A 12433-nucleotide genomic window follows, 5' to 3' on the forward strand; every position below is an offset into this window, starting at 1 on the left:
CCGGGAGTTGAGGGTCTGCCGGGGGTGCGGGGGTCAGCCCGCGAACCAGCGCACCGGCTCCGGCCGGAGGTTCTCGTAGATGTGCTTGCTCTCGCGGTACTCGTCGAGTCCGGAGGGGCCCAGCTCCCTTCCGATGCCGGACTTGCCGAAGCCGCCCCACTCCGCCTGCGGCAGGTAGGGGTGGTAGTCGTTGATCCATACGGTGCCGTGCCGCAGCCGGGCGGCGACCCGGCGGGCGCGCGCGGTGTCGGCGGAGAAGACCGCGCCGGCCAGCCCGTACTCGGTGTCGTTGGCGAGCGCGACGGCCTCGTCCTCGGTGGCGAAGGTCTCCACGGTCAGGATCGGGCCGAACGTCTCCTCGCGGACCACCGTCATCTCGCGGTGGCAGCCGTCGAGCACGGTCGGCGCGTAGAAGTAGCCGCCGGCCGGGCGGACGTCGCTGGGCGCGGGGCGGGCGCCGCCGCAGCGCAGCCGGGCGCCCTCGGCCAGCGCCGAGGCGACGTACGCCTCGACCTTGTCCAGCTGCTGCTGCGAGACGAGCGGGCCGCACTCGACGCCCTCGGCGGTGCCGCGGCCCAGCTTGATCCTCTCGGCGCGGCGGGCCAGTTCGGCGACGAAGCGGTCCCGTACGGACTCCTCGATGATCAGCCGGGCGCCGGCCGAGCAGACCTGCCCGCTGTGGATGAACGCCGCGTTCAGCGCCTGGTCGACGGCGGTGTCGAAGCCCTCGTCGGTGGCGCAGGCGTCAGCGAAGACCACGTTCGGGTTCTTGCCGCCCAGCTCCAGCGCGATCTTCTTGGCGCCGGATACCGCCGCCGCGCCCGCCTTCGTGCCGCTGGCCAGCCCGCCGGTGAAGGAGAACAGGTCCACGTCGGGGTGGTCGGCGAGCCGCTGGCCGACCGGCAGCCCGGCCCCGGTGACGATGTTGGCGACGCCGGCCGGGAGGCCCGCCTCGACCAGCAGCCCGACCAGGTGGACGGTCGACAGCGGGGTGACCTCGCTGGGCTTGATCACAAAGGTGTTGCCGGCCGCCAGCGCCGGCGCGATCTTCCAACTGGCCTGGAGCAGCGGGTAGTTCCAGGGCGTGATCAGCGCGCAGACGCCGACCGGCTCGTGCACCACGACGCTGTGCACGTCCGCCGACCCGGCGTCGACCACCCGGCCGCCGCCCTCGTTGATCACGAGGTCGGCGAAGTAGCGGAAGGCGTTGGTCACGTCGTCGACGTCGACCCGCCCCTCCTCCAGCGTCTTGCCGGTGTCCCGGCTCTCGATCAGCGCGATCTCCTCGCGGTCGCGCTGGAGCAGGTCGGCGACCCGGCGCAGCAGCGCGGCGCGCTCGGCCACCGCCGTACGGGGCCAGGTACCGGCGCCGCCGTCGAAGGCCCGCTTGGCCGCCGCGACCGCCGCGTCGGCGTCCTCGGCACCCCCCTCGGCCACGAGCTGGAGCGTCGTCGCGTCGGCGGGGTCCAGGACCTCCCGCGTGGCGCCGGACGCGGCCGTCAGCCACTCCCCGCCTACGTGAATGGTCGCGCTTGTCTCGGTTGCCGACACGTCGATCTTCTGCCTTCCGCTTACCGGTACGTTCTCGCCGCTGTCCCCAGGGGTTCAGCCAGCAACGGGGACCCCTCCCCGAAACCCCTCGACCTATGCCCAAACGTGCACGGAAAGTGACCCGAGTCACGTTGAGCGCTCCATATGCGCCCGATTAGCCCGGAACGTACCCTGAATAGCCGTATGCCCTCACGGGAGCCCCTCGGGACCGGAGGTAGCGAGATGACCGGCACCCGCCGCACCCTCACCGCCCTGACCTGCGGCACGGCCCTCGTCGCCGCGACCGTCGGGAGCGGCGCCACGGCAGCAGCCCACAACCCCGGCAACGAGGGCGACCTCGCGCACCGGACGGCCCAGCAGATCTCCGACGACGCCGTGCACGAACTCCTCGCCGCAAGGTCCCTGCGCCTGCGGAGCGCGACCAGCACCGACCCCACCCGGCTCGATCTCACCCTGGACCGCGACGGCAACTGCGCCGGCCACATCACCAAGGGCCCGCTCGGCCGGGTCGACCTGGTCAAGCGCGGCAAGAACGTCTGGGTGAAGCCCGACGCCGCCTTCTGGAAGAGCCAGTTCCCGGGCGGCGACGGGACCGCCGCCGCCCGGGCCTACGGGGGCCGCTTCCTGCACGGCACCACCGACGACGACTTCCTCCAGCGCCTGACCGCCGCCTGCGACCTCAACGGCTTCCAGCAGGCGGTCGCCACCCCCGAGTCCTCCTCCCCTCCCGACTCGCCGCCGCAGTCGCCCTCGTTCACCCTCACCAAGGGCCGGCCGACCACCGAGGAGGGGACCCCCGTCCTCCCCGTCACCAAGAAGGCCGGCGGCGCCGCCCAGACCGTCTACGTCGCCATCGAGGGCCGGCACTACCCGCGGAAGCTGGTCACCGAGATCGACGGCGAGACCGGCACCATCCAGCTCAGCGACTACGACCGGCCGGTCCCCTCCCACACCCCCGATCCCGGCGCCACCACCGACATCTCGGTACTGGAGGGTCCCGTCCAGAGCGTCTGACCCGACCGCCCGCAGGGCTGCTCGGGTAACGCCCGGCGAGCCGTCGGGGGCGGGTGCGAGGGGCGCGAGACACTGCGGGCATGGCGAGCAAGGCACCGAAGGCAGTACTTCAAGGCGGCCCCGAGGGCATCACGGAGCGGATCGTCGAGGTGGATCCGGACGGGGACGACCTGAAGGTTCCCTACCGCGGTGGCTATGAGCACTTCCGGGTCACGAGCCGGGAGTGGGACACGGCCGAGGGGCGGCTGCCCGTCTACGAGTGGTGGGAGCGCACGGAGCTGCCGGGATAGCTCCGCCGCTCCGTGCCCGGCGGGGGCGGGGCGGCCCGCGGGCCGCTCCGCCCCCGCCGGATCAGCTCGTGGGGGAGAAGGACTGCAGGGCCAGGTGCTCGGTCTCCTGCTGCCGGGGCCAGTCCGCGGCGGGCCCCAGGACGAGGACCGCGAACTGCCGGCCGTCCGCGGCGGTGAACGCGGTGTCGACGGCCTGGACGCGGATGCCGAGGCGGTCGCTGTCGTAGGCGTAGACCAGCTGGGCGCCGCTGGAGCCGGGCGGCCCGGAGACCGGGCCGAGGCTGATCTGCTGATAGCCGGGGTTGCCGGCGAGTCCCTGGGACGCCTGCTCCAGGGCCCGCTGGGGGGTGAGGTCGGATTCGGTGATCTGGAAGATCTGGAGCAGGTTGCGGGAGTCCGCCGAGGTGTAGAAGACGCCGGTGGGCCGTTCGTCGCGCTGCCAGCCGTCGGGGACGGCGAGGGTGAAGCCCTTGGCGTCGTGGACCACGTGGTAGCCGCCCGGGGCGCCGGAGGCGGTGGGCGAGACGGTCGGCGTACCGGACGCGGTGCCGCCGGTGGCGGGCGCCGTGGGGGTGGTGGTGACGGAGGCCGACGAGGTGGGCGGGTGGGCGGCGGGCGGGCCGGCCGGGGTGCGGCCCCAGAGGAGGTAGGCGCCGCCGGCACCGATCGCCAGCACCCCCACCACCGCGGCGGCGATGAGGGCCCTCGTACGACGGTGGCCGGTGCCCGGGACGGGCGGGAAGGGCGGGTAAGGGGTCTCCGGTACGGGTGCGAGCGGCGCGTCGGGCACAGGCGGGAACGGCGCCTCGGGCACGGGTGGGACCGCGGGCCCTTCGGGCGGCGGCGCCGGGGTGCCGGAGGAGGCGAACGGCGGCCAGGGCACATCGGGCGACGGGGCGCCGGCACCGGCACCGGACGCCGTACCGTCAGCGGACGGCGCTCCCATGGACGGGGCGGTCGTCGGGCGGGGCGGCAGCGGGCCTGTGTACGGGCGGGCGGGGCGCGGGGGTCCGGTCTCCCAGGACTGGGTGTCCGGGTTCCAGCGCGGTGCGGGTCCGTCGGGCATGGCCGGTCAGCCTCCCAGGAGGGCGCTGACCGCCTGCGCGACCGAGGCCCCCGAGGACAGCAGGCCGACGATCGAGCCGGCGTCGGTCAGGGCGGTGCGCAGCCGGGCCAGGCGGCCGGGGCCGGCGGCGCCGCTTTCGGTGATCTCGCCTTCGGTGTCGGTGAGTTGGGCGGTCAGGGCGGTGATCTCGGGGCTGCCCACGAGCCGCCCGAGGTCCTCCCGCAGCGCGCGGACGGCCTGGAGGAGTTCCTGCTGCACCGGGTCGGTGGCGGGGGCGGAGCCCTGGTGATGGGTGACGGTGTTGTGGTTGCCGATGGCGAAGGCGCCCTGGACGCTGCCGATGTGGATCCCGTGGATGCCCTGGTCGGCGCCGCCGTTACCGCCGTTGTCGGGGTTGCCGCCGTTGCCGGGTGCGTCAGCCGTTGCCACGCTGGGGCCTGCCCTTCTTGGACGCGGAATCGCGCTGGATGGTGTTGTCGCCGTTGCTGATGAGGGTGTTGTGGTCGCCGATGCCCACGGCGCCCTGTGCGGACTCGACGTAGACACCGCCCTCGGCGATGTTGACTATCCGCTGCTCGAATTCTTCGGTCCGATAGCCGGCGTCGCGCAGCGCGGTCATGACCCCGGCCGCCACCCGGTCCTGAATGGACTTCAGGTAGCGGGCAACGTCCATGTCCTGGAACAGCGATGCCTCGCCGAAGGAGCCCAGCTCGCGGACCGAGGCGGCGGGCCCCTCGGGGAGAGCGCCGCCGTTTCCGCCGGTGAGCAGCCGCCAGGTGGTCCGCAGCCCGCGCAGCAGGGTGAGCACGGCGTCGCCGACGGCGCGCGGGGTGTGGGTCAGCGCCCAGACCGCCGTGCCGAAGTGGCCGTGGTGGCGGTAGCGGTGGGCGATCCGGTCAGCGTCCTGGAAGAGCTGGCGCAGCGGCAGCAGCACATGCGGGGCGACCTCCAACATCAGCATGCCGCCCTGGGAGTGGACCCGCACGAAGACGGTGGTGACCACGCCTTCGTTCCAGCCGCCGACCCTGATCCGCAGGAAGTGCCGGCGGGTCTCGCCGCCCTCCTCGATCGCGGCGGCCCGGTGGGCCTCGAACGCCGCCGGGTCGTACGGTGCCGCCGCGCGGGTCGGCAGCCCGTCGGCGGGGAGGAAGACGCACTCGTCGATCTCCAGGGCGCGCAGCCGGTCGCGCACCGCCGGTGCCGTCTGCGGTGATCCGGACGGGATGCGCAGCTCCTCGACCAGCGGGACGACACGGGCCAGGATCGCGCCGTTGTCGAGCGGTTCGGCCGCGCGGCCGGTCCGAGGGACCAGCTCCACCGAGAGCGACCAGGGCTTGACCGCCTCGCCGGCGCCGCAGAACGGGTCGGCGGCGCGGTACATCACCAGCGGCCCGTGCTGCTCGACCCGGACGCGGTGCCGCAGCCGCTGGAAACGGATGCCGTCGGACTGCTCGGCGGGGTCGGACAGCACGTCCGGGAAGCGCTCCCGGGACAGTTCGCGGGCCAGCACATGGGCGAACCAGCCGCGCTGGAGGGCGACCAGCACGGCCAGCGCCACCGGCAGCAGCAGCGCGACCCAGACCGGGAACACCGCGGCGAAGCCGGACGAGCCCGAGCCGGACGCAGCGGGGCCGGGGCCGGCGTAGGGGCCCGGTCCCAAGCCGCCGCCGAGGGAGCCGGACCCCGAGGAGCCGGAGAAGAGGTTGTCCAGCAGCCAGGAGAGCGGGGACGCGAAGCTCGTCGCGGCATCGTCCCCGCTGAACGCCGCCACCGCCAGCCCCACCACGACCAGGGTCAGCGTGAAGCGGCCGTTCCAGCGGAAGAGGAGGGACAGACCGCGGGCCAGCCACTCCGGGAGCGGCGCCCGGCGGACGTAGCGGCCGATCCCCAGCAGGACGACCGGGAGGAGATAGGCCACCGCCAGCCACTGCGACAGCGGGAGCGCCACGATCCAGGCGAGCAACATCAGCGCCGCCCAGCCCAGTTCGAGGCGGCGGGCGCGCAGGGCGTGGGCGAGCACCCGGGCGGCGTCGATGCCCAGGGACGGCGCGGCGAACCGCTCCTCATGGACGTACAACTCGTCGACGACGGCGTCCCGGAACGCCTCGTCCATATATGTGCCGGCGCACAGCAGGCGGGTGGTGTCGCTGGCGCCCGGCGGGACGGCCAGGACCGGCGGGAGGGGGGCGGCGACCGGCGCGGCGCCCGCGGACTGCTCGGGCACGCCCTTGCCCAGCCGTGGCGGACCGCCCGGCTCCTCCGGCTCCTCCGGCTGTGCAGACACATCCGTACCGCTCATCGGCCTCCCCCGTCGCCGCTGTACCAACTACCCGCCTCAACGCGCCGGTGGGCGGGCGCTGTTCCGGCAGCGCGCCGCCTTCACCCGTACGTGGCAGGGAAGCCGCAGCATAGAGGAGCGCGCCGCACGGCGCACCGCGATTCGGGCCGTCAAACGACCGGGCCCGCACGGCCGTTGGGACCGTACGGGCTCGTTCGGGAGGCGGGGGTGGCTCAGAGGAGGCCGAGACCGCGAACGGCCTCGCGCTCCTCCGCCAGCTCCTTGACCGAGGCGTCGATGCGCTCACGGGAGAAGTCGTTGATCTCCAGGCCCTGGACGATCTCGTACGAGCCGTCCTTGGTGGTGACCGGGAAGGACGAGATCAGGCCCTCCGGGACGCCGTAGGAGCCGTCCGACGGGATGCCCATGGAGGTCCAGTCGCCGTCGGCGGTGCCGTTGACCCAGGTGTGGACGTGGTCGATGGCGGCGTTGGCGGCCGAGGCGGCGGAGGACGCGCCGCGGGCCTCGATGATCGCCGCGCCGCGCTTGGCGACGGTCGGGATGAAGGTGTCGGCCAGCCACTTCTCGTCGTTGACGGTCTCCGCGGCGTTCTTGCCGGCGACCGTGGCGTGGAAGATGTCCGGGTACTGGGTGGCCGAGTGGTTGCCCCAGATGGTCAGGCGGCGGATCTCGGAGACCGGGGTGCCGGTCTTCTGCGCGAGCTGCGAGACGGCGCGGTTGTGGTCCAGGCGCGTCATCGCGGTGAAGCGCTCGCGCGGTACGTCCGGGGCGGCGGCCTGGGCGATCAGGGCGTTGGTGTTCGCCGGGTTGCCGACGACCAGGACCTTGATGTCGTCCGCGGCGTGGTCGTTGATGGCCTTGCCCTGCGGCTTGAAGATGCCGCCGTTGGCCTCCAGGAGGTCACCGCGCTCCATGCCCTTCGTACGGGGGCGGGCGCCGACCAGGAGCGCGACGTTGGCGCCGTCGAAGGCCACGTTCGGGTCGTCCGAGATGTCGATGCCGCGGAGCAGCGGGAAGGCGCAGTCGTCGAGTTCCATCGCAGTGCCCTCGGCGGCCTTCAGCCCCTGCGGGATCTCCAGCAGGCGCAGCTTGACCGGCACGTCCGCGCCGAGCAGATGACCGGAAGCGATGCGGAAGAGGAGTGCGTAACCGATCTGGCCGGCGGCGCCGGTGACGGTGACATTGACGGGAGTGCGGGTCATGGCGATCTCCTGCGCGGTGTTTTCCGGGGGCAAGCCCCTGGACCACCTTGGGTGGCGGTGGGTGTCCCTGCCCATCTATCGAGGTCTCTTGGTATCGAGAGACCCGGCCGTCAGGCTATCGGACCCCCGCCCGGCCCCGACGACGGGCCGGTGTGGGACACCTCACCGGCCACCTCACCGGACCCTGACCGGCCACCTGACCGGGCGGCCCCGGTCCCGGCGCGTACCCCGGCGCGCACCCCCGGCCGGCCGCCGCGCGGCGGTGCGGTGGCCGCCCGCTTGTGGAGGGGAGCGCGAGCGACCACCGGCCTGTGCCACACCCGTGGGGGGTATTCGAGCGCATGCCCGGTATCCGCACGGGCAATCCCCCGGCCGCGGGGCCGCCCGCCCCGAGCGGCGAATCCCGGCCAGCCGGCGGGCCGCCGGCGCGCCTCAAGGGGGCGCCATCACCTTCTGCAGCCCGGCGTCCAGGGCGTCCAGGAACTGCTCGGTGGTCAGCCAGGGCTGCGCCGGGCCGATCAGCAGGGCCAGGTCCCTGGTCATCTGGCCGCCCTCGACGGTCTCCACGCAGACCTGCTCCAGCGCCTTGGCGAAGCGGACGACCTCGGGGGTGCCGTCGAGCCGGCCGCGGTGGGCGAGCCCGCGGGTCCAGGCGAAGACCGAGGCGATCGGGTTGGTGGAGGTGGGCTTGCCCTGCTGGTGGTGGCGGTAGTGGCGGGTGACGGTGCCGTGCGCCGCCTCCGCCTCGATGGTCCGCCCGTCCGGGGACATCAGCACCGACGTCATCAGCCCCAGCGACCCGAAGCCCTGGGCGACGACGTCCGACTGGATGTCGCCGTCGTAGTTCTTGCAGGCCCAGACGTAGCCGCCGGACGACTTGAGCGCCATGGCGACCATGTCGTCGATCAGCCGGTGCTCGTACGTCAGCCCCTTGGCGTCGAACTCGGTCCGGAACTCGCTGTCGAAGACCTCCTGGAAGAGGTCCTTGAACCGGCCGTCGTACTTCTTCAGGATCGTGTTCTTCGTCGACATGTAGACCGGGTATCCGCGGTCGAGCCCGTAGCGGAACGAGGCCCGCGCGAAGTCGCGGATCGAGTCGTCGTGGTTGTACATGGCCAGCGCGACGCCGGGACCCGGGAATTCGTGGACCTCCCGCTCGATCGGCTCGCTGCCGTCCTTCGGGGTGAAGGCCAGGGTCAGGGTGCCGGCGCCGGGGATCTTGAGGTCGGTGGCGCGGTACTGGTCGCCGAAGGCGTGGCGGCCGACGACGATGGGCTCGGTCCAGCCCGGGACCAGCCGCGGCACGTTCTCCATGACGATCGGCTCACGGAAGATCACGCCGCCGAGGATGTCGCGGATGGTGCCGTTCGGTGAGCGGTACATGGCCTTGAGGTGGAACTCCTCGACCCGCGCCTCGTCCGGCGTGATCGTCGCGCACTTCACGCCGACGCCGTGCTCCTTGATGGCGTGCGCGGCGTCGACGGTCACCTGGTCGCTGGTCGCGTCCCGGTGCTCGATGCCCAGGTCGAAGTACTCCAGCTCGATGTCGAGGTACGGGAGGATCAGCCGGTCCCTGATGGACGACCAGATGATGCGGGTCATCTCGTCGCCGTCGAGTTCGACGACGGGGTGGGCAACCTTGATCTTGGCCATGAGGCGGAACATCCCTCTCGCGGTCGGTGCACCCCCCGGACGTCGCCAAGTTACCCGCGTCACACGGGCACGGGCGGCTACGGCACGGACGGCTCGCCGTGCCGCGACCACCGCGCCCCGGGGGCGCGCCGCGCTCGGCTACCGCACCGTGAAGTGCACGATGTCGTCGAGGAACGGGACGTGGATCCACGGCTTGGGCTGCACCATCAGCGCCAGGATCACGATGACGAAGCCGAGCCCGCCGTACGTCGCCATGTCGGTGAAGCGGGACCGTACGGCCAGCATCCCCACCGACGGCAGCGCCCACCGCAGCACCGCGCCGGCCAGCAGGGAGAGGCCGATCACGATCGAGCCGATGCGGAACGCGTCGACCGCGACCAGCAGCAGCCCGGCCGCCACACCGCCCATGACGGCGAGCAGCGGCCACTGCCGGGCCGGTGCGGGAGAGCCGCCCGAGGCGGCCCGGCCACCGCCCTCGGGGCGGGCGGTGTCCCGGGTGACCTGCGGAAAGCGGCGCGAGGTGCGCTGCGGCTCGGAGGCGCCCTCTGAGTGCGCTTCGGCGGCCATGGGTGGCGGTCAGCCCCTTCCGTGTCCGGGTCGTGTCATAGCCAGGCTCTCAGACTCCCCCGGCTAACGCCGGGCGGTGCCCACAGCAGCACGCTCGGCCGCCTCGACGACGTTGACCAGCAGCTGGGCCCGGGTCATCGGGCCGACACCGCCCGGGTTGGGGGCGACCCAGCCGGCCACCTCGGCGACACCGGGGTGCACATCGCCGACGATCTTGCCGTTCTCGTCCCGGCTGACGCCGACGTCCAGCACGGCCGCGCCGGGCTTGACGTCCTCGGGCTTGATGATGTGCGGCACACCGGCCGCGGCGACGATGATGTCGGCCTGCCGCAGGTGCGCGGACAGGTCGCGGGTGCCGGTGTGGCACTGGGTGACCGTGGCGTTCTCCGACTTGCGGGTCAGCACCAGCGGCATCGGGCGGCCGATGGTGATGCCGCGGCCGACCACCACCACGTGCGCGCCCTTGATCTCGACCCCGTGCCGCCGCAGCAGCTGGACGATGCCGTACGGGGTGCACGGCAGCGGGCCCTCGATGCCGAGCACCAGGCGGCCCAGGCTCATCGGGTGCAGCCCGTCGGCGTCCTTGGCCGGATCCATCAGCTCCAGCACGCGGTTGGCGTCGATGCCCTTGGGGAGCGGGAGTTGGACGATGTAGCCGGTGCAGGCCGGGTCCTCGTTGAGCTCCCGGACGACGGCCTCGATCTCCTCCTGCGTGGCGGTCGCCGGCAGTTCGCGCTGGATCGACGCGATGCCGACCTGCGCGCAGTCGCGGTGCTTGCCGTTGACGTACCAGCGGCTTCCGGGGTCGTCGCCGACCAGCAGGGTGCCGAGGCCGGGCTGCACGCCCCTGGCCTTCAGCGCCGCGACGCGGTCGGTGAGCTCGGACTTGATCGCGGCGGCGGTGGCCTTGCCATCCAGAATCTGGGCAGTCATACCCCCATCCTCCCGGATGGAGGCACCCGTGTTCCAATCAGGCCGCGCGGACGGCAGTTGTCCGGAAATGATCATTGCGGTTGGACAAAGGCTGACCCCCCTGACTGGACAGAGCGATTCCTCACCTAGAAGGATTGACGCGCAGTGCCGCAGGCATCGTCGGGGGCGGGCCAGTGAAACCACCTGTTTTTCCTCCGAGTCACGCCGCGTCGTCCCCCACTGACACCCAACGGAGGAAAGCAACACCATGAGCTTCGGTGACCCGAACAACCCGTACGGCCAGCCGCCGCAGGCCCCCCAGGGCCCGTACGGCCAGCAGCCCCCGGTCCCGCCGCAGGGCGGTGCGCCGGGCTACGGCTACCCGCAGCAGGGCGCCCCGCAGCAGCCCCAGCAGCCGTACGGCTACCCCCAGCAGGGCCAGGTGCCGCCGCAGCAGGGCGCGCCGCAGTACGGCGGCTACCCGCAGCAGCCGCAGGCCCCGTACGGCCAGCCGGGGATGCCGGGCATGCCGGGGATGCCCCAGGGTTACGCGAGCTGGGGTGCGCGCGTCGGCGCCTACCTGATCGACGGTCTGATCGTGGGCCTGATCCCGGGCATCCTGTACGCCATCGGCATCGGCATGACGGCGAGCGCGGCCACGTCGATCCACCCGGACTACTCGGCCTGCCAGCCGGGCGACATGTCCTGCTACCGGAACGCGGCCAACGCGGCGACGTCCAGCGCCACCCCGACCGGCGCGATCCTGTGCATCGTGGTCGCCGCGATCATCGCGCTGGTCGGCGGCATCTTCCTCATCGCCAAGGAAGGCAGCACGGGCCAGACCCCGGGCAAGAAGGCGCTGGGCATCCGGCTGGTCAAGGAGGCCACCGGTCAGCCCATCGGCTTCGGCATGGCCTTCGTGCGCAAGATCTGCCACTTCCTCGACAGCCTCGCCTGTTCCATCGGCTACCTGTGGCCGCTGTGGGACGAGAAGTCGCAGACGTTCGCGGACAAGGTCGCCGGCACCGTGGTCGTCCGCGCCCAGTAACGCCGTACCGGGCCGCACGGACGCCCTGAACAGCCCACCGAAGGCCCCCTCGCGCTCGCGACCGGGGGCCTTCGTGGCGCCGTACGGAGCCGGGTCCGTGCCCGGTGGAGCATGACGGAGGCCCGGTGGCCTACCGTCCCGTCAAACGCACCGATATCCGTTCGCGCGAGCGCCGGTATCGGCTCAAGTCGCCCGAAGGACACCGCTCGTGAGCTATCCGAACCCGAACCCCTACGGCCCGCCCCCGGGCCAGCAGCCCGGATACGGCCATCCCCAGCAGCAGCCGATGCAGCCGCAGCAGCCCATGGCGCCGTACGGCGCCTACCCGGGCGGCCCGATGCCCGGTATGCAGCAGCAGTACCCGACGGTGATGCCGGGCGGCGTCAAGGGCGCCCGCGCGATGCTGTTCGTGCTCGCCGGACTCAACCTCATCGGCCTGGTCCTGGCGGTGCTGGGGCTGGGCGGCGTCAGCAAGGCGTCGCACGACGCGGCGTCCTCGCCCTACGCGGACATGTCGGCGTTCAACGTCGGCAAGGGCCTGCTGATCGCGGCGATCGTCATCATCGTGGTGTTCACCGCCGCCGCGATCACCCTCGCCGCGCAGTTCGGCAACGGCGGCAAGGGCGTCCGCGTCGGCAGCATCGTCTTCGGCGTCGGCACCATCGTGGTGAGCCTGTTCACCATCCCGTTCGGCCTGGTGCACACCGTGCTGGGCATCCTGGTGGTGGTCTTCGTCAGCAAGGACGAGGGCAACGCCTGGTTCAGCAGGCCGCGTTACTGACCGCGGCCACACCATGCGGCGGAGTGCCGCACCCCGGGCAGGGGTGCGGC

The 12433-nt window shown here is 72.6% G+C and carries 12 protein-coding genes; 4 read left to right on the forward strand and 8 right to left on the reverse strand.

Annotated features, from left to right (window positions below; translation table 11 throughout):
• Nucleotides 1–33 precede the first annotated feature (33 nt).
• Entirely contained in the window at nt 34–1551 is a 1518-nt protein-coding gene (locus ACO1BR_RS10985) for an aldehyde dehydrogenase family protein (protein WP_426794841.1), read from the reverse strand.
• Between the two features lie 222 nt (nt 1552–1773).
• Between ACO1BR_RS10985 and ACO1BR_RS10990 the strand changes: the two genes are divergently transcribed.
• Together ACO1BR_RS10990 and ACO1BR_RS10995 are read left to right on the forward strand one after the other, a co-directional pair.
• A complete protein-coding gene (locus tag ACO1BR_RS10990) occupies nt 1774–2565 on the forward strand; it encodes a hypothetical protein (protein ID WP_426794842.1) in 792 nt (263 codons plus the stop codon).
• 80 nt (nt 2566–2645) lie between these two features.
• Nucleotides 2646–2855: a DUF5988 family protein gene (locus tag ACO1BR_RS10995; protein ID WP_426794843.1), complete on the forward strand. Its 210-nt coding sequence runs from the start codon at nt 2646–2648 to the stop codon at nt 2853–2855.
• Between the two features lie 61 nt (nt 2856–2916).
• On the opposite strand, the gene ACO1BR_RS11000 is transcribed toward ACO1BR_RS10995, so the two are convergent.
• The 7 genes from ACO1BR_RS11000 to ACO1BR_RS11030 form a co-directional block, all read right to left on the reverse strand.
• The gene (locus ACO1BR_RS11000) at nt 2917–3921 is read right to left on the reverse strand and encodes a hypothetical protein (protein WP_426794844.1); all 1005 of its coding nucleotides are present in this window, start codon (nt 3919–3921) and stop codon (nt 2917–2919) included.
• Between the two features lie 6 nt (nt 3922–3927).
• Nucleotides 3928–4350: a hypothetical protein gene (locus ACO1BR_RS11005; protein WP_426794845.1), complete on the reverse strand. Its 423-nt coding sequence runs from the start codon at nt 4348–4350 to the stop codon at nt 3928–3930.
• The gene (locus tag ACO1BR_RS11010; protein WP_426794846.1) at nt 4337–6220 is read right to left on the reverse strand and encodes a hypothetical protein; all 1884 of its coding nucleotides are present in this window, start codon (nt 6218–6220) and stop codon (nt 4337–4339) included. Before ACO1BR_RS11010 ends, ACO1BR_RS11005 begins: the two co-directional genes overlap by 14 nt.
• Before the next feature lie 212 nt (nt 6221–6432).
• Nucleotides 6433–7422, reverse strand: coding sequence for a malate dehydrogenase (locus ACO1BR_RS11015; RefSeq protein WP_426794847.1), 990 nt, complete (start codon nt 7420–7422; stop codon nt 6433–6435).
• 432 nt (nt 7423–7854) lie between these two features.
• Nucleotides 7855–9075, reverse strand: coding sequence for an NADP-dependent isocitrate dehydrogenase (locus tag ACO1BR_RS11020; protein WP_426794848.1), 1221 nt, complete (start codon nt 9073–9075; stop codon nt 7855–7857).
• 138 nt (nt 9076–9213) lie between these two features.
• A complete protein-coding gene (locus ACO1BR_RS11025) occupies nt 9214–9642 on the reverse strand; it encodes a DUF3017 domain-containing protein (RefSeq protein WP_426794849.1) in 429 nt (142 codons plus the stop codon).
• A 63-nt stretch (nt 9643–9705) separates the two neighbouring features.
• Complete coding sequence (locus ACO1BR_RS11030; protein ID WP_426794850.1) at nt 9706–10575, reverse strand: bifunctional methylenetetrahydrofolate dehydrogenase/methenyltetrahydrofolate cyclohydrolase; 870 nt, start codon at nt 10573–10575, stop codon at nt 9706–9708.
• A 247-nt stretch (nt 10576–10822) separates the two neighbouring features.
• Here ACO1BR_RS11030 and ACO1BR_RS11035 point away from each other — a divergent pair, with 247 nt between their 5' ends.
• A complete protein-coding gene (locus ACO1BR_RS11035; RefSeq protein ID WP_426794851.1) occupies nt 10823–11602 on the forward strand; it encodes an RDD family protein in 780 nt (259 codons plus the stop codon).
• Between the two features lie 208 nt (nt 11603–11810).
• Nucleotides 11811–12383 (forward strand): hypothetical protein, encoded by a 573-nt coding sequence (locus ACO1BR_RS11040; RefSeq protein WP_426794852.1) that lies wholly within the window; start codon nt 11811–11813, stop codon nt 12381–12383.
• Nucleotides 12384–12433: the final 50 nt, after the last annotated feature.

Source organism: Streptomyces sp. YGL11-2 (genome assembly GCF_050054615.1).
Taxonomy (GTDB): Bacteria; Actinomycetota; Actinomycetes; order Streptomycetales; family Streptomycetaceae; genus Streptomyces.